The sequence below is a fragment of the Spirosoma montaniterrae genome (assembly GCF_001988955.1).
In the GTDB taxonomy this organism is placed as follows: Bacteria; Bacteroidota; Bacteroidia; order Cytophagales; family Spirosomataceae; genus Spirosoma; species Spirosoma montaniterrae.
The window spans coordinates 1740364-1757178 of sequence record NZ_CP014263.1 but is presented as its reverse complement, the minus strand read 5'-3'; the positions used below and the strand labels follow the sequence as shown (position 1 = coordinate 1757178).

The window sequence follows — 16815 nt, the reverse complement described above, 5'->3', positions numbered from 1 at the left end:
GCAAATTCTAAGTAATTTCTAAGCAATAGTCTAATTCTAATGCACTACTTGCTGAATGTGATGAGCGTATCGGACGTTCATCCGCACCTATAGCTGCTGTCAATAGTCTGTTCATGAGAAGCCATCGAAGCCTACAAGTATTCATCGCGTGTGCCTTGCTGGCCGGTTGCACGAGCCGGAGCGAGACACCCAAAAAAACGGATAAGCCAGCCGTACCCGTTCTTGAATTGACCCGGCAGAATGCCACGCTCGACCGCGATTATGCCGGTCAACTCGAAGCGGTGCAGAATGTAGAGGTTCGTGCCCGCGTGGCCGGGTACTTAGACAAAATGCTGGTCGATGAAGGGCAGGCTGTCCACAAGGGGCAGTTGCTGTTTCAGCTCAATCAGGCCGAGTATCAGGTGAAAATCGCCGAAGCTCAGGCCAGTCTGGAAAGTGCCGTGGCCCAACAGCAGTCGGCAGCGGTGGAGATGGACCGGGTGAAGCTGTTAGTCGATAAAAACGTCATCTCCCCTACCGAACTCAAACTTTCCCGCGCCAAAATGGCAACGGCCCGTGCTGCCATCGACCAGGCCAAAGCGGCTCTCGCCAACGCGCGGCTGTTGGTTTCGCTCACCAGCATTCGGGCACCCTTCGACGGGGTAATCAACCGGCTGCCGTTTAAACGGGGTAGCCTGATCGAGGAAGGCACGCTGCTGACAACCATCTCCGACCTCAGCCAGATGTACGCCTATTTTAACGTGTCGGAGCGGGAGTATCTGGCTTCCATCAGGAAACGGCGCGACCCCAACAAATTAGTTGTCCGGGAGGTCGATCTGCTCTTAGCCGACGATTCGGCATACCCGCACAAGGGCAAAATTGAAACCACCGAAACCGTGTTTGAAGGCAACACCGGTACGATTGCCTTCCGGGCTACGTTTCCTAACCCAGACCGATTGCTGCGGCATGGCGCAACGGGCAAAATCCGGCTGACTACCGAAGTCGATGATGCGGTGCTGGTGCCCCAGAAAGCGGTTTTCGAGGTGCAGGACAAAAATTTTGTGTATGTGGTCGATGGGGGCAACAAAGTCCGTACCCGCAGCTTCGTCCCCAGCAGCCGCGTCGATCAGTTCTACGTCGTGAAGTCGGGGCTGAAACCCGGAGACCGGGTGGTGTATGAGGGCATTCAGCAACTCCGCGACGGTATGGCCATTACGCCCCGGTCGCTACCCGCCGATAGCCTGAAAATCCTGTTTGCATCAGCCCAGTAAATCAACCGTTATGTTCAACACCTTCATAAAACGTCCCCTGCTGTCGACCGCGATCTCGGTGCTGATCGTGCTGCTGGGGGTGCTGGCACTGACGGGCCTGCCCGTTACGCAGTTCCCCGATATTGTGCCACCCTCGGTGACGGTGACGTCGCGCTACACCGGAGCCAGTGCCGACGTCTGCGTAAAAGCCGTAGCTACGCCCCTCGAACGGGCCATTAACGGCGTGCCGGGCATGACCTACATGACGTCTATTTCGGGCAACGACGGTACTACGCTCATCACGGTTTTCTTTCAGGTCGGCACCGACCCGGACCTTGCGGCTGTGAACGTGCAGAACCGGGTAACAACCGTGCTGGACGAACTACCCGAAGAGGTTATCAAAGCCGGGGTTGTCACCGAGAAAGAGGTGAACAGTATGCTGCTGTACCTCAACATTGTCAGCGACGACCCGACCGTAGATGAGAAGTTCATTTACAACTTTGCCGACATCAACATTCTGGCCGAACTCAAGCGCATCGACGGGGTGGGCTTTGCCGCGATTATGGGCAACCGCGACTATTCGATGCGCGTGTGGCTCAAACCCGACCGCATGACCGTGTACGAGGTGTCGGCAGATGAGGTAGTGGCCGCTATTCGCCGGCAAAATGTGGAAGCTGCCCCCGGCAAAGCGGGCGAGAGTGCCGACCGCGACCCGCAGACGCTCCAGTATGTACTGCGCTATACCGGCAAGTTTTTCGAGCCGAAGCAGTACGAGAATCTGGTGTTACGGGCCAACCCCGACGGTTCGCTGCTGCGGCTGAAAGACGTAGCGAACGTGGAGTTCGGATCGGTCGATTACGGGGTGTTGTCGAAGACGGACGGTCGCCCCTCGGCGGCTATCATGCTGAAGCAACGGCCCGGCTCCAACGCCCGTCAGGTGATCGCCAACGTGAAGGCCCGCATGGCCGACCTGAAAGAAAGCTCGTTTCCGCCGGGCATGACCTACAATTACGCCTACGACGTATCGCGGTTCCTGGACGCGTCCATCAACGAAGTGCTGCATACGCTGTTCGAGGCTTTTATTCTGGTATTTATCATCGTATTTCTGTTTTTGCAGGACTGGCGGTCTACGCTTATCTGCGCCTTGGCCGTGCCGGTGGCACTCGTGGGTACGTTCGCGTTCATGAGTACGATTGGCTTCTCTATCAACCTGTTAACCCTGTTCGCGCTGGTACTCGCCATCGGGATTGTGGTCGATAACGCCATTGTGGTGGTCGAGGCTGTTCACGCCAGGATGGAAGAGGACGGTCTAAGCCCTCGTGCCGCTACGTTTGCCGCCATGAGCGACATTGCCGGAGCCATCGTGTCGATTACGCTGGTGATGTCGGCGGTGTTCATCCCCGTAGCGTTTATGTCGGGTCCGGTGGGCATTTTCTACCGGCAGTTCTCGCTGACGCTGGCTATTTCGATTGTCATTTCGGGCGTCAATGCCCTGACGCTGACACCCGCGCTTTGCGCATTGCTGCTGCGACCCATGCACGGCGAAAAGAAAGGGCTGCTGGGTCGGTTCTTTGCCCGCTTCAACCGGGGCTACGAATGGGTGGCGGGTCGGTATCAGGGGGTGTTGCGCCGAATCGTGAACCGGGGTGCTGTTACGTGGGGCCTGCTGCTGGCCTTTGTGCTGGGTACGTGGGGCATGGCAACCATCCTGCCGGGCGGCTTCATCCCGACCGAAGATCAGGGCATGATTTACGTCAGCGTGACCACCCCGCCGGGGGCTACCGTTTCGCGGACCGAGCGGGTGCTGGATGCCATCGAAGCCGTAGCGTCGGAAGAGGAGGCCGTCGAGAACGTATCGACGCTGGCGGGCTACAGCCTGCTGACCGACGGGGCCGGGGCTTCGTATGGCATGGGCATGATTAACCTCAAACCCTGGGACGAACGAGCCGAATCGATGCAGACACTTATCGCCCAACTCGAAGAAAAGACCAGACACATCACCGACGCCACGATTCAGTTCTTCCCGCCCCCCACTGTGCCGGGCTTCGGCAACGCCAGCGGCTTCGAACTGCGGCTGCTCGACCGGGGCAAAAGTGGCGACCTGCAAAAAACGGCCACTACGTCTCAGCAATTCATTGACACGCTGAAAAAACGGCCCGAAATCGGCAGCGCGTTCACCAGTTTCGACCCCAGTTTTCCGCAGTACCTGCTACACGTCGATCAGGAGAAGGCAGCGCAGCAGGGCGTCTCCATCGACAATGCCATGAGCAGCCTGCAAACGCTGATGGGCAGTTACTACGCGTCGAACTTTATTCGTTTCGGGCAGATGTACAAGGTGATGGTGCAGGCCGACCCCAGCTACCGCACCAAACCCGACGATCTGCTGGCCATGCGGGTCAAGAACGAGCAGGGCGAAATGGTGCCCTACACCAATTTTGTACGACTCGAACGGGTCTATGGACCGGAGCAGTTGACCCGCTACAACATGTACACCTCGGCGATGATTAACGGCGAGGCCGCGCCCGGCTACAGCAGTGGCGATGCTATCCGGGCTATTCAGGAGGTGGCCGCTGAAGTGCTGCCCAAAGGATTCGGCTACGAATGGTCGGGCATGACGCGCGAAGAGATTATATCGGGCGATCAGGCTCTGTATATCTTCGCCATCTGCTTAGTGTTCGTGTATATCCTGCTGATGGCGCAGTACGAAAGTATGCTGCTGCCCCTGTCGGTACTGCTTTCGCTGCCGACGGGCGTGTTTGGGTCGTTTGCGCTGCTGTATCTGATGGGGCTGCAAAACAACATCTACGCGCAGGTTGCGCTGGTAATGCTCATCGGACTATTGGGCAAAAACGCCATTCTGATTGTGGAGTTTGCCAACCAGCGGTACAAAGAGGGCCTGCCCGTTGTGCAGGCCGCCATCGAAGGGGCTGTTTCGCGGTTGCGCCCGATTCTGATGACGTCGTTTGCCTTCATTGCCGGGCTGATTCCGCTCTGCATTGCATCGGGAGCCGGGGCATTGGGCAACCGCTCCATCGGGGCCGCTGCCGCCGGGGGCATGTTCACCGGCACTGTCTTTGGCCTGTTCATCATTCCCGGCCTGTTTGTGTTCTTCACCAAACTCGGCGAACGCTTCGGCGGAAAACCCACGAAGGATGAAGAACAGCCCGCCCACACAACGTCATTATCCACGCAATCACACGTCAATGGAAGTCCCGTTCATTCGTAAAACGCTTCGTAAAACTGCCCCGCTGGGCGTGCTCTGTCTGGTGTTGCTGAGTGGTTGTCAGACCATCCGGTCGCTGCAACCGGCTCTACCGGCTTCACCAGTGGCCCGGCCCGTTCCAACGACCTTCGCCGGGCCGGACCACGTCAGGCCGGACCGCGTCGGGCCGTCGGATTCGGTCGGCATTGCGGCCCTGAACTGGCGCACCTTCTTCGACGATGACAACCTGATCGAACTGATCGACACGGCCCTGACACAAAATCTGGACCTCCGCATCGCTACGCAACGGATCGAGCAGGCCCGCGCTACGTTCGATTACAGCCGGGGATTTCTGGCCCCGCAGGTCAACGTAGTGGCCTCTGCCGGGGTGGATCGCTACGGACGCAATACGCTCAACGGCGTCGGTAACTTCGACACCAACCTGTCGGACAACGTGCGGGGAGACCTGCTCATTCCCAACCCAACCCCCGACTTTTTTGTGGGTGTCCGCAGCACCTGGGAGGTAGATATCTGGGGGAAGCTCCGCAACCAGCGCAAAGCTGCGTACCTGCGGCTGCTGGGGTCCGAACGGGGTCGTCAGGCCGTTATTACGGGATTGGTAGCCGAAGTGGCCCGCTATTACTACACGCTGCTGGCTCTGGATGGCGAACTGGAGATTATCCAGAAAAACATCTCGTACCAGAGCAACGCCCTGGAACTGGTTCGGGTGCAGAAAGAGGCCGGGCGCGTCACCGAACTGGCCGTACAGCAGTTTGCGGCCCAACTGCTCAACACCCGCAGCCGGCAGGGACAGGTACGGCAGCAGATCATCGAGGCCGAGAACGAACTGAACCGGTTGCTGGGCCGCTACCCGCAGCCCATTCTGCGGGGCAGTTCGCTACAGTCCCGCGAGTTGCCGGGGAAGGTGCTGACGGGATTGCCCGCGCAGATGCTCCTCCGCCGACCCGACATCCGCCAGGCTGAACTTGAGTTACAGGCCGCCAACGTGGACGTGGACGTAGCGCGGGCCGAATTTCTGCCCAGCCTGAACCTGACGGGCTACCTCGGGCTGAACTCGTTCCGGTTGGGTACGCTGGCTAATCCCGCGTCGATTGCTGCCGGGCTGCTGAGCGGGCTGTCGGCACCGGTATTCAACCGGCGGTTTATCCGGGCCAACTACCGGGGGTCGGTGGCACAGAGCCGCGAAGCTTTCTACCGCTACGGGCAAACCATCGTGACCGGCTTCAGCGAAGTGACCACGGGACTACGGGGGGTGGAGAACTACCGGCAGGTGGCCGAGTTACAGACCGAGGAAGTGACCACGCTAACCAACGCGGTGAATATCGCCAACGACCTGTTTCGCAGCGGCTACGCTACATACCTCGAAGTGATTACCGCCCAGCGAAACGTACTGGAAGCCGAACTGGCCCTTATCAACACCAAACAAGCCCAGTTTCTCTCCCTGACGGATTTGTACCGGGCGTTGGGTGGCGGCTGGGAATAACGGCATAAACACCTGTTTGATTCAGTGTCTCACCCGCATTGCACAGCTATTTGCAACTTCACCTACCGTTTAATTAATTCAGCGTGCCTAAATTTGTGCGTATCACACCGATCATTTTTCTTTACCAAACCTCTGCAAAGTTGTACGAAACGGACCAACCTCGCGGAATCACATCGTGCTGATTGGGAGACTGTGGTAGTTCCGCAGTCTTGCGTACATGTACTAGTTGGGTGAATCAACCAAACCGTTACTTGCGGGCGGGTTTCGTGCGACAAAGTGAACGCCCCGGTTGGGCAAGTTTAAAAGGTGTCCATTTCCAGCTTTTGGCTGACACAGGGAACGCCCCGTGTAGGCCAAGTTAGTGAGTTGGGAGGGTTGTGTGCGACACAGCGCGCGGCTCGACAACCAAGATTAAATTCAATTTATGAACGAATATTTACAACCACTCATAACCCTTGCGTCGTCTGCTGCCATTCTTTTGGTTTTGCGCCAGCAAATCAAATCACAACAGGAACAAATCAACGCCATGAAATCATCAATGGAATCCATGAAAACATACATGGATATTTTTAAAATTGATGAAATCAAAAAATACGTCGCCGTCATGGAGGAACGGGCCGAAACAAAAGGCCAGTTGGCCGCTCAAAAAGCCACCAAAGAATTATTAGAATCGGATGAATGGAAAAAGGATTTCATGAAGCCATTCGAGGAGAAAATTGAGCAGGCTATCGAGAGCGACCAATATAAGCGACTGGAAGAACTGCTGGATGCTATGATTGACCACTTGGCCCCCCTTCCTAAAGAGGAAATGGAAACACTGGTCAAAGAGCGGTATCCATTAAATGCGGGTGCCATTCTTCAAGAATTTGAAGAAATTCAAAAGTACGACCCCGGTTTTTTAAGAGCAGCCAGAGAAAGTTTTCAACAAAGCCTGCCTGAAGGTTTGAAGACAGACGAAGAACGAAGCCGAATTCGGCCATAAAACTGAGCCATTCGGCCTGAATTTGGTCAGGCCGAATGGTCGTTAATTTAGCAAGTCGTTTAAGTTGGTGTGCTTCCATTTTCAGTTTCTGGGCGACAGGATGCTCACCGGTAGTTTATGTGGTCAGCCCAACACCGGCATGTGTAAATGCGCTACGCGCATCAGCACATGCCGGTGTTGGGTGGCCCGTTCAGGCTGTTGGCTTGTGCGTGCTCCGTCGTTCGTGTGACAGGCCGCACATCCCGGAGCCGTCGGGCGGTCCGTTAGGGCAGTTGCGGTCGACAGGCCAAACGCCCTGCTAAGGCAAGTTGTGGGTTTCCATTTCGGCGGTTCTTGCGACACAGGGAACGTCCCCGGACGGACGTTTTAGGCGTTCATTTCCAAGTTTTGCGCTACATTTTTAACTCTTGACAAATCACTTTCTATCTTTACAATCGGAGTTCCGCTTATTAACAAGTCTCTTTCAGTTCAAATGTTACTCCTAATGCCGACAGAGAATACCACATTACGAATCAATGCTAATAGGGCTGGCACGGTTAAAGAAATTACCGACTATCTGTTTGATTTAGAGAATGCTTACAACTGCTTGTACGTGTTTGATGATTTTTTGGGTGTTGTTTCCCCTAATTCGTATTCAAGAAGGCGTTCTAAATTCTTTTTTTATGAATTGGGTTTATCTCTCGCCCCAAATTTTAAACTGGATAACTCTAATGAGTTCCTTTTACCGGAACACAGGATGGTTATATCAAAAATCAATATTCAGTCACCCGGCTTTTGGGAGGTTTTAGGTACTTTAAATCCCTTACAACAAATCAGAGAATACTTAAACGACAGACATAGCAGAGGAAAGGATTTGAGATGGCGTGAGCAATCCGAGAAAGAGAAGGCAATGCTCGAAAATGAGTTAATCCAACGGCAAATATTTGAAGCTGATAATAGGACAATGAAAGAGCGGATTTCTATCTTTAGAGACTTAGGCTTTTCGGATCAAGAAATTAGGCAAATTATATGGACGAATGTAGGTAAACCTTTAATGGAATTGGGTAAACACCAAGATAATGGACTGATTGAAGGAACTGAATGATATTGCTCCGCGCTGCCATTTCTCGTTCGACAGGCCGCACGTCCCAAAGTCAGAGAGCAACCCAACTCAAGCAGGGGTGTAAAGGTTGCAAGCTGCTGTTGTTCAGTCAAGTACGTAACTATCCATCACCCCCCGCTGACGTTGGGTGTGGGTCCAAAAGTGCTTATATGCCAGCGCCTTGGCGACAGGTGGCACGTCTCGCAGGGGAGCGTCTGGTTTTCATTTCCGGGTTTCGGGCGACAGTGTGAACGCCCCGGTTGGGTTAGTCTGAACTTCCATTTCTAGGTTTCGGTTGACAAGGTGAATGTCTCAGAAGGTAGGTTTAAAATTTAAACGTGTGGAAAATCAGAGGAAAGTTGTTTTCATATCCTACTCGTGGGATGGAGAATTGCATCAAGAATGGGTACTAAAATTAGCAAATGATTTAACAGAGAAATATGGCTTGGAAATATTACTAGACCAGTATGACTTAACTGTAGGGAAAAATATGACGGCTTTCATGGAGAAATCTCTTGAGGCTGCTGATAAGGTTTTGATTATACTAACGCCATCATACAAAACTAAAGCTGAAAACAGAAAAGGTGGAGCAGGTTTTGAACATTCAATAATCTCTCAGGAATTATACAGCCTACAAGATTATAACAATAAATTCTTGCCTGTGTTGAGGGCTGGCACAAACCAAACGAGCGCACCCGGCTATATCAAAACGCTAATTCATCGCTCAATGGTGAATGACAATCAATATGAATCGGATTTGCTTAAACTTACGAAAGACATATACGAAAAACCGCAGGTTGTTAGGCCCAAGCTCGGTGATATACCAGATTTTGACAGCATCCCAGAAATTGATCCAATAGTAGAGCGTTCGAATAAAATCTACCGTGAGCAGCAAATTGAAAACGAAAGGCTTGCTTTTCTCGGAAGCCAACAGGCAAAAAATAATGCTGATTACGTAGTAGAAAAGCTATTTGATGAGATTGAAGCTAAAGCCAACAAATATCAATCTTCAACCGAATTTAGGTTTTTTTTAGAAAGGAAGTATCATAAAGCAATATTACATAACGGACAGGGAAACTCTATCAAATTTACTTGGCGTACTATATACTCGAATAGCACTGAAGGTAGCATATTCTTTTTAGAATATTATGACGGTTCTCCTTCTCTTGAACCTGGAGGATTCTATTTTCGGGGCGACGAACCCAAGAGAATAATGGTTGAACAGTACAGTTTTGATGTTGATAGTAAGTTGAATCCGTTCTGGAAGGATACCAACGGCCAAAAAGATTTAAGGGGGGAAGAAGTTAGTAAAATGGCTTTCTTGTGGCTAATGGAAAAGATAGAAGAAGTAGTAAAAAAATCTATGGAGATGAGACGCAAAAGAGGATATTAGCCAAATGACCGACTGAAAAATAGCGTACCTTGTGTTGTATGTACTCCATGTGTGCCGTGTCGCGGGCGACAGGCAGCACGTCCCGAAGTTAGGCATTCAGCCCAACGCGGGAAAGGGTGTAAAGATAGCAGATACGTGTGTTTAAGCAAGTAACTCGTTCACCATCAGCCCTTTCGGCCTTTGGGTGCGCGTCCATAAAGTGCTTCTTTGCCAGCGTCTCGGCGACAGGTTGCATGTGCAGTAGGAAGAAATCAACCGCTATTTTCCTATCCCAAGAAGAAAGCTAAGTAATTTGGTTAGCTGTAGCTAATCCGCGTGTGCCGTACAACAGTTTGAACGCCCCGGTTAGGCAGGTTTATGCTTAATTTTTTTGGGTTGCAGGTGACAAAACGAACGGCTTTATTATGTAGATTTGGGCTTTCTACTTCGGACTGCAGACGACAAACGGAACGTCTGACGAGGGTAGTTAACACACATTTTGAATGCTTCCAGACAAAGCCTTTTGACGACAGGATTATGCAGGACGAAATATTAAAACATACCAAAAAAGCCTTTGCAGTTATGAGTAACTCTGAAACGTCTTTTGGACATAAGGTCAAGGAAGTATTGCTTGAAATAGGAATAATTGTTTTTGCCGTGTCACTCTCAATTTGGTTGCATGGTTGGAGTGAGCATAGGCATCAGCAGGCAGAAGCGAAAGCTTTTCTGGTAGATCTTAAAGAAGATATAAAACGCGATATTGAGAACATAACTACATCGAAAAATAGAACAGCAAAAAACTTAAAAATAAACCTGTTTATGTTAAGTCTGACTAAAGCAAGAATAGACAGTTTGAAAAAAGCTGACGCAAGTGTTTCATACAAATTCGAGTTTAGTCAAACCAAGTTGAACAATGGTACTTATGAAGGCTTTAAATCCAGTGGGAAGATTGGTTCTATAGAAGATAAAGATTTGAAGAAATCAATATTAGGCTATTATCAGGTAACAACTCCCAGCCTTGTGGAAGTCGAAAAACTTGCAGCAAATGTCGATGATAAAGCTTTGAGTTATGTTATCGATAATCCCGAGAAAGAACTTGTTTCTTATCCGAAGAAAGAATCAGATAAAATAATTGATCCTAAGTTTAAAAATTATTTAAAATTAAGTACTGATTATTCCCAGGCAATGGTTAATAATTATACTGAGATATTGAAAGAGGCAAATAAGCTTTTGGCCGAAATTGACAAATACAATCAGTGATGCGGTGTGCATAACGCTCGATTTCGGCGGTTAGTGCGTTGGTTCGCTCCGCGTGGGCGGCTTGTCGGATGACAGGCAGCGTGTTTTTCACTAAAAATCGTCTACGCTGTAGGCCGTTGAGACCACCCGCTGCCAGTCGGGGTGGCGTTTGAGGTACGCGCTTACGAAGGGGCAGAGCGGCACAATCTTCAGGCCGTTGCGGTCGGCGTATTCCAGCACACCGTTTACCAAATGAGAGCCAACTCCCTGCCCCTCTAAACTGGGGTCGACTTCGGTGTGCAGCAACGCCAGCGTCTCGTCGTCAACGGGTTGGTATTGGATGATGGACAGCTTGCCATCGAGTTTTAGCTCGAAGCGGTGATGGTGTCGATTATCGGTAACGGTTGCGTCGGTCAGGTTCATGGGCGCGGTGTCTCGTTTGGTTCTATTACCTCATTTTTTGGGCAAATGTTTGGCAAAGGGCGTATTTTCGTACAACCAAATACGCCCCACATGAACCGACTCGACCGCCTGACGGCCATTTTGATTCATCTGCAAACCAAGCGCGTCGTAAAAGCGCAGGAACTCGCCGACCGGTTTCAAATCAGCCTGCGGACGGTCTACCGCGACGTGCGGTCGCTCGAAGAAGCGGGGGTTCCAATCGGGGCCGAAGCCGGCGTGGGCTACTTCCTGACCGACTACCACCTGCCGCCCGTTATGTTCTCCAATGTCGAAGCCAGTGCGCTGCTGTTTGGGGCCAAATTAGTCGAGAAATGGGGCGACGAATCGGTGCAGACAGCCTTTGAATCAGCCTTGTACAAGATTAAGTCGGTACTGAAACGACCCGATCAGGAACACCTGGACGATCTTGGCCCGAAGGTGCTGATTGCCCGGCACCGCAACAGCGCACCCGCGCAACCGGGCGGCTGGCTCAACAGCATTCAGCAGGCCATTGCGCGGCATCAGGTGCTGGAGTTGTGCTATCAGAGCTACGAAAAGCCCGAAAGCATCCGTGAGGTAGAACCCGTGGGCCTGTATCATTATAGTATGAACTGGCACCTGATTGCCTACTGCCGCAACCGGCAGGATTACCGCGATTTTCGGCTGGATCGCATCCGGCAGTTGACCAATACCGGCGAACGATTCGCCCATCGCGACCGGCTTACGCTCCGCCAGTACCTCGACCGGGCGCGGGTGATGGACATGCCTTTGATCAATGTGCGGGTCGTGTTTCCCAAATCGGTGGCCCGGTATGTGCAGGAGCAGCGATATAGCTGGGGGTTTCAGGGCGAAGACGACCTCGGCGACAGCGTCCGGCTTCACCTCTGCACACCCTACCTCGAAGGTTTGGGCCGGTGGCTCCTCTCCTACGGCGACGCCGTGACCATCGAAGCTCCCGACGAACTCCACGGCCTGATGCGATTGCTGGTCAAAGAAGTCAGCGATCATTACGCCGAAGCACTCGTACCCGCCTGACAGCGTTGTCCCAAAATTGTCAGCAACATTTTCCACCCACGCCAAAACCTTGCTGACATAGGGCTGTCATGGTCCCGTGCGAACTTTGGTGGGCAGTCATCAGCAAACCATAAATGCACAATAGCCATGAAACTGAATGCAGGCATCATCACTGACAAGCTGCTGGAAACGAAGCAGTTCTATACCGGCGTACTTAACTTCGGTGTATCGTTCGAGAACGATTTTTACTTATTGCTGCACACGCCCAATCAGCAGGCCGAACTGAGTTTTCTGCTCCCCAATCACCCATCGCAACAGCCACTTTTTCACGCGCCATTTACCGGCAGTGGTGTGTATCTGACCATCGAGTTCGATAACGTAGATGCTGAATACGAACGCATTCGGGCGTTGGGCGTACCCATTGCCTTCAACCTCCGCGACGAACCCTGGGGCGACCGTCATTTTGCCATCACTGACCCCAACGGGGTGAACATCGACCTGGTTCGGTACGCTGCGCCGGAATCGTAAACTCGCTTATTTATACGCCGGAATGCCGGTAATTTCGGCTCCCAGAATCAGCAGATGGATGTCGTGGGTGCCTTCGTAGGTACTCACGGCTTCCAGATTCATCAGGTGGCGCATAATCGGAAAATCGCCCGAAATGCCCATGCCGCCCAGAATCTGCCGGGCTTCGCGGGCCGTGCGCAGTGCTATCTCAACATTGTTGCGCTTGGCCATCGAGATTTGCGCCGTAGTCGCTTTGTCTTCGTTTTTGAGCATACCGAGCCGCCAGCACAGCAGTTGCGCCTGCGTGATGTCGGTCAGCATTTCGGCTAACTTCTTCTGAATCAACTGAAAACTGGCAATCGGTTTGCGAAACTGAATCCGTTCGAGGGCGTACCGGCGAGCCACTTCGTAGCACTCCATCGCGGCTCCCAACGCGCCCCAGGCAATGCCGTAACGGGCCTGATCGAGACATTTGAGCGCGTGCTTCAGCCCATACGCGTCGGGCAGAATATTTTCTTTGGGCACCCGCACGTCGCGAAAAACGAGTTCGCCCGTAACGCTGGCCCGCAGCGACCATTTGTTCTTGATTTCGGGAGTCGAAAACCCGTCCATCCCGCGTTCAACAATCAACGCCCTGATTTTGCCCTGATCGTTTTTGGCCCACACAATGGCAATGTCGGCGATGCAGGCGTTGGTAATCCAGAGTTTCGAGCCGTTGAGCAGGTAATAATCGCTGTATTCGCTGAAGCCCGATTCTAAGCTGCCGGGGTCGGAGCCGTGGTTGGGTTCGGTCAGGCCGAAACAGCCGAGCAGTTCACCCTTCGCCAGCCGGGGCAGGTATTTTTGCTTCTGCGCTTCGGAACCGAAGGCCCAGATCGGATACATTACCAATGAACTCTGCACCGACACGCACGACCGGCAACCCGAATCGCCCCGCTCAATTTCCTGCGTCATCAGGCCGTAGCTGATCTGATCCAGCCCGCCCCCGCCGTATTTCACCGGGATGGTTGGGCCAAATGCGCCAATCTGACCAAATTTCGGTACTAACTGCCGGGGAAATTCGGAACGTTGGGCGTAGTCGTCGGCAATGGGCGAAATTTCGCGCCGGACAAAGTCGCGCACTGCCGACCGAACCAATTTATGCTCGGCGGTGAGCAGGTCGTCCATCTGGTAAAAATCCGGCGAGTCAGCCGGTGGCAGATTCCGGGTATCGGCCCGGCTGCGGGTTGAGATTGGGGTTGCGGGTTGCATACGCGCTGAACAGGGAGAAGGCGGTTGTTGTTGCCGAAATCTACGAGTTTTCGGCACGTTCTGTACCAGTGGGCAACGTATTCATCTCATCTTTTAACCCAACGCCCGACAGTTGCCGGGTTTTCATCTCGGTCAGCAGATACACTAACTTCTGAACGGCAAACGTATAGGGCATACCGTCAGACGAATCTACACCAGACCGGATGTTCGAGACACAATTGCGCGATTCGTCGGTCAGGCCGGGGCGCGGGCGGTAGGTCAGGTACGCGCCAAGACTATCGGGCGACGACAGGCCGGGCCGCTCGCCAATCAGCACGACCAGCAGTTCGGCCCCAAGCGCATGACCGATTTCATCGCCAACGGCCACGCGCCCCTGCTCCACCAGACACAGCGGCCCCACCGACCAGCCCAACGACCGCACGGTTTCCAGCAGCCCCGATACCACCGGCAGCGCGTGCCGGTTGACCGCTGTTGCCGACAGTCCATCGGCAACCACAAGGCACAGGTCTATTGGTTCGTTTGCTCCGAAAACATCTTTTGACAAATTAGTTAACGTCTGCCTCGACGCTTCCCCGAGCCGACGGCCTAAGTCGGGCCGCTTCAAATACACCCGCCGGTCAACAGCCTGACTTTTAAGGAGTAAGGGGGTAAGGTGCAGGGTTTGACAGGCGTTCAGGAGCGTAGCCGTATCGAGTTGGGCGTACACGGCGTCGCGGGCGCAGGCATGATCGAGCTGAAAGTCGAGCAGGGCGCGGGTAGGCAGGCTATGTCCGGCGCGGCCCTGGGCAATGCGGGCGGCTGTGTGCGTTTGCAGGAAAGTCCAGGGATCTGTTTGCATAACAGCAAGGAAGCAGCAGGCTGTTCGGGACACATGTCCCGAACCCACTAAAAGCGGACATTCGTCCGCCTAAATTAACAATAAACGTGGATGAATATCCACTGTTATATCGTTCGGGACAAATGTTCCGAACAGCTACGAACAAATGTTCTGAGCAGCTACGTTCCGAATAGCGGCCCTGTTAGTAGCCGATGCCCCGCCGACACGGGCAGCAATCGGCCCGAATCGTCGAACAGGCCCATTGTCTGGAGCCAGTTGTCGAATTCGGGGGCAGGTCGCAGATTGAGCAGGTTGCGGATGTAGAGGGCATCGTGAAAACTGGTACTCTGGTAGTGCAGCATCACGTCGTCGGCACCGGGAATACCCATGATAAAGGTGATGCCCGCCGTGCCGAGCAGCGTCAGAAGCGTATCGATGTCGTTCTGATCGGCTTCAGCGTGGTTGGTGTAGCAAATATCCATACCCATCGGCAGCCCCAGCAGTTTGCCGCAAAAGTGATCTTCCAGCCCCGCCCGGATAATCTGCCGACCATCGAACAAATACTCCGGTCCGATAAACCCAACCACCGAATTCACCAACAGCGGCTCAAACGCCCGCGCTACGGCGTAGGCCCGCGTTTCGGCGGTTTGCTGATCCATGCCGTGGTGGGCATTGGCCGAGAGCGCACTCCCCTGCCCCGTCTCAAAATACATCACGTTCTGCCCCAGCGTACCCCGTTTCAGCGACCGGGTAGCTTCCAGCCCTTCGCGCAACAGGGCCAGATTTACGCCAAACGACGCATTTACGCCCTCGGTGCCGCCGATGCTCTGAAAGGCCAGATCGACCGGTGCGCCCTGCTCGATGGCCTGTATCGTTGTGGTCAGGTGGCTCAGTACGCAGGTTTGCGTGGGAATGGCGAAGCGTTCGCGGATAGAGTCGAGCATGGTGAGCAGCCGGACGGTGGTCTGTACGTGGTCGGTGGCGGGGTTGATGCCGATGACCGCATCGCCGGAGCCGTAGAGCAGCCCATCGACTATACTGGCCGCAATACCCCGCAAATCGTCGGTAGGGTGGTTCGGCTGGAGCCGTGTGCTGAGCCGCCCGCGCAAACCGATGGTGTTCCGAAACGCCGTAATTACCTCACATTTAGCGGCTACGGCAATCAAATCCTGATTTCGCATCAGCTTCGATACAGCCGCTACCATTTCCGGCGTCAGGCCCGGTTGCAGTTGCTGAAGCGTTTGCGTAGTGGCCTGATGACTCAGCAGGAAATTGCGAAAATCCCCTACGGTCAGGTGCCGAATCGGTGCGAAAGCCCCGGCATCGTGGCTGTCGATAATGAGCCGCGTTACTTCGTCCTGCTCGTAGGGCACGAGTGCTTCGTTGAGAAATGTAGTGAGGGGCAGTTCGGCGAGGGCCATCTGAGCCGCCACCCGCTCCTCCGCCGATTGGGCCGCTACGCCCGCCAGTTCATCGCCCGACCGCAACGGCGTTGCCCGCGCCAGCAGTGTGCGCAGGTCATCGAACAGGTAAGTTGTCTGGCGAACGGTATGACGATAGGGCATCGGGCAAAGGCTGAGTTTGGTTGCTAAAGATACGTTTTAGATATTTGTGGACGCGACTCTTTTCTATTATGCAAGAACAACTACCAAATCTATTTACACACTCATAACTATGCACATTACAGGAAATTTAATCGCAACAGTTGAAATGTATTTATTATGAAGAAGCAATTATTGTCATTTCACCACTTCTTTGTTGCTGTTGTTTTAATAACCAAAGGGTTTGACAAAATTCAACATCACCACAGTTTTATAGGATGGACAATTCAATTATTAGGCATAATCGTTTTGATATATTTTATTTTTATAAAACTCTCAAAAAAACCACACTCATTATTGGAATTATTTATACATCTATTTGAAAGTATTGCTTTATTCTTGACAACCTACGTTTACTTTCAAGAAGGTAAAACTTTATTACCTTATGTCACTTTAATTGCAGGAATAGGATTTCTTATTGCAACATTTTTGCATTTGAAAGTACATGAAAAGCAATAGAAATGAAGGGCTAAAACGTGGCACTCGTTGTTGATTCAAAGCTATCCGTTTAAATTACGTCACCTGTCCACTCATCCAAATCTGCTTGGTATTCCCGCGCTGATGCCCTACTTTGG

Annotated in this window: 15 protein-coding genes; 10 read left to right on the top strand and 5 right to left on the bottom strand. The window is 52.9% G+C overall.

What is annotated here, in order from left to right; translation table 11 throughout:
- Positions 1-113: 113 nt before the first annotated feature.
- The 4 genes from AWR27_RS07725 (at position 114) to AWR27_RS07710 (ending at position 6917) form a co-directional block, all read left to right on the top strand.
- The gene (locus AWR27_RS07725) at positions 114-1250 is read left to right on the top strand and encodes an efflux RND transporter periplasmic adaptor subunit (protein ID WP_077130653.1); all 1137 of its coding nucleotides are present in this window, start codon (positions 114-116) and stop codon (positions 1248-1250) included.
- 10 nt (positions 1251-1260) lie between these two features.
- Positions 1261-4455 (top strand): efflux RND transporter permease subunit, encoded by a 3195-nt coding sequence (locus AWR27_RS07720; RefSeq protein ID WP_077130652.1) that lies wholly within the window; start codon positions 1261-1263, stop codon positions 4453-4455.
- A complete protein-coding gene (locus AWR27_RS07715; protein WP_077130651.1) occupies positions 4433-5935 on the top strand; it encodes a TolC family protein in 1503 nt (500 codons plus the stop codon). Before AWR27_RS07720 ends, AWR27_RS07715 begins: the two co-directional genes overlap by 23 nt.
- Positions 5936-6359: 424 nt before the next feature.
- Positions 6360-6917, top strand: a complete 558-nt coding sequence (locus AWR27_RS07710) for a hypothetical protein (protein WP_077130650.1) — start codon at positions 6360-6362, stop codon at positions 6915-6917.
- Between the two features lie 123 nt (positions 6918-7040).
- Here the strand turns inward: AWR27_RS07710 and AWR27_RS25240 are convergent, their stop codons facing one another.
- A complete protein-coding gene (locus AWR27_RS25240; RefSeq protein ID WP_157579172.1) occupies positions 7041-7259 on the bottom strand; it encodes a hypothetical protein in 219 nt (72 codons plus the stop codon).
- Positions 7260-7401: 142 nt separating this feature from the next.
- Here AWR27_RS25240 and AWR27_RS07705 point away from each other — a divergent pair, with 142 nt between their 5' ends.
- From AWR27_RS07705 to AWR27_RS07695, 3 genes are all read left to right on the top strand, one after another.
- The gene (locus AWR27_RS07705; RefSeq protein ID WP_157579171.1) at positions 7402-8001 is read left to right on the top strand and encodes a hypothetical protein; all 600 of its coding nucleotides are present in this window, start codon (positions 7402-7404) and stop codon (positions 7999-8001) included.
- 304 nt (positions 8002-8305) lie between these two features.
- The gene (locus tag AWR27_RS07700; RefSeq protein WP_077130648.1) at positions 8306-9391 is read left to right on the top strand and encodes a toll/interleukin-1 receptor domain-containing protein; all 1086 of its coding nucleotides are present in this window, start codon (positions 8306-8308) and stop codon (positions 9389-9391) included.
- A 516-nt stretch (positions 9392-9907) separates the two neighbouring features.
- A complete protein-coding gene (locus tag AWR27_RS07695; protein WP_157579170.1) occupies positions 9908-10630 on the top strand; it encodes a DUF6090 family protein in 723 nt (240 codons plus the stop codon).
- 90 nt (positions 10631-10720) lie between these two features.
- On the opposite strand, the gene AWR27_RS07690 is transcribed toward AWR27_RS07695, so the two are convergent.
- Positions 10721-11032, bottom strand: a complete 312-nt coding sequence (locus AWR27_RS07690; protein WP_077130646.1) for a GNAT family N-acetyltransferase — start codon at positions 11030-11032, stop codon at positions 10721-10723.
- A gap of 90 nt (positions 11033-11122) precedes the next feature.
- Between AWR27_RS07690 and AWR27_RS07685 the strand changes: the two genes are divergently transcribed.
- Positions 11123-12085, top strand: a complete 963-nt coding sequence (locus AWR27_RS07685) for a helix-turn-helix transcriptional regulator (protein ID WP_077130645.1) — start codon at positions 11123-11125, stop codon at positions 12083-12085.
- A 126-nt stretch (positions 12086-12211) separates the two neighbouring features.
- On the top strand, positions 12212-12592 hold the full coding sequence (locus AWR27_RS07680; RefSeq protein ID WP_077130644.1) for a VOC family protein: 381 nt from the start codon (positions 12212-12214) through the stop codon (positions 12590-12592).
- Positions 12593-12598: 6 nt separating this feature from the next.
- On the opposite strand, the gene AWR27_RS07675 is transcribed toward AWR27_RS07680, so the two are convergent.
- The 3 genes from AWR27_RS07675 to AWR27_RS07665 all read right to left on the bottom strand — a co-directional run bounded on the left by AWR27_RS07675 (position 12599) and on the right by AWR27_RS07665 (position 16204).
- Complete coding sequence (locus AWR27_RS07675; RefSeq protein ID WP_418346636.1) at positions 12599-13738, bottom strand: acyl-CoA dehydrogenase family protein; 1140 nt, start codon at positions 13736-13738, stop codon at positions 12599-12601.
- Positions 13739-13862: 124 nt separating this feature from the next.
- Positions 13863-14660, bottom strand: a complete 798-nt coding sequence (gene eutC, locus AWR27_RS07670; protein ID WP_077130642.1) for an ethanolamine ammonia-lyase subunit EutC — start codon at positions 14658-14660, stop codon at positions 13863-13865.
- A gap of 158 nt (positions 14661-14818) precedes the next feature.
- On the bottom strand, positions 14819-16204 hold the full coding sequence (locus AWR27_RS07665; protein WP_077130641.1) for an ethanolamine ammonia-lyase subunit EutB: 1386 nt from the start codon (positions 16202-16204) through the stop codon (positions 14819-14821).
- Between the two features lie 156 nt (positions 16205-16360).
- On the opposite strand from AWR27_RS07665, the gene AWR27_RS07660 reads away from it, so the two are divergent.
- Positions 16361-16699 (top strand): hypothetical protein, encoded by a 339-nt coding sequence (locus AWR27_RS07660; RefSeq protein ID WP_077130640.1) that lies wholly within the window; start codon positions 16361-16363, stop codon positions 16697-16699.
- The last annotated feature ends 116 nt before the right edge of the window (positions 16700-16815 follow it).

What these genes read in the sequence shown, in the direction of transcription:
- AWR27_RS07725 (WP_077130653.1), top strand. Translation starts at nt 114, where the DNA reads ATGAGAAGCCATCGAAGCCTACAAGTATTCATCGCGTGTGCCTTGCTG.
- AWR27_RS07720 (WP_077130652.1), top strand. Translation starts at nt 1,261, where the DNA reads ATGTTCAACACCTTCATAAAACGTCCCCTGCTGTCGACCGCGATCTCG.
- AWR27_RS07715 (WP_077130651.1), top strand. Translation starts at nt 4,433, where the DNA reads ATGGAAGTCCCGTTCATTCGTAAAACGCTTCGTAAAACTGCCCCGCTG.
- AWR27_RS07710 (WP_077130650.1), top strand. Translation starts at nt 6,360, where the DNA reads ATGAACGAATATTTACAACCACTCATAACCCTTGCGTCGTCTGCTGCC.
- AWR27_RS07705 (WP_157579171.1), top strand. Translation starts at nt 7,402, where the DNA reads ATGCCGACAGAGAATACCACATTACGAATCAATGCTAATAGGGCTGGC.
- AWR27_RS07700 (WP_077130648.1), top strand. Translation starts at nt 8,306, where the DNA reads ATGTCTCAGAAGGTAGGTTTAAAATTTAAACGTGTGGAAAATCAGAGG.
- AWR27_RS07695 (WP_157579170.1), top strand. Translation starts at nt 9,908, where the DNA reads ATGCAGGACGAAATATTAAAACATACCAAAAAAGCCTTTGCAGTTATG.
- AWR27_RS07690 (WP_077130646.1), bottom strand. Translation starts at nt 11,032, where the DNA reads ATGAACCTGACCGACGCAACCGTTACCGATAATCGACACCATCACCGC.
- AWR27_RS07685 (WP_077130645.1), top strand. Translation starts at nt 11,123, where the DNA reads ATGAACCGACTCGACCGCCTGACGGCCATTTTGATTCATCTGCAAACC.
- AWR27_RS07680 (WP_077130644.1), top strand. Translation starts at nt 12,212, where the DNA reads ATGAAACTGAATGCAGGCATCATCACTGACAAGCTGCTGGAAACGAAG.
- AWR27_RS07675 (WP_418346636.1), bottom strand. Translation starts at nt 13,738, where the DNA reads ATGGACGACCTGCTCACCGCCGAGCATAAATTGGTTCGGTCGGCAGTG.
- eutC (WP_077130642.1), bottom strand. Translation starts at nt 14,660, where the DNA reads ATGCAAACAGATCCCTGGACTTTCCTGCAAACGCACACAGCCGCCCGC.
- AWR27_RS07665 (WP_077130641.1), bottom strand. Translation starts at nt 16,204, where the DNA reads ATGCCCTATCGTCATACCGTTCGCCAGACAACTTACCTGTTCGATGAC.
- AWR27_RS07660 (WP_077130640.1), top strand. Translation starts at nt 16,361, where the DNA reads ATGAAGAAGCAATTATTGTCATTTCACCACTTCTTTGTTGCTGTTGTT.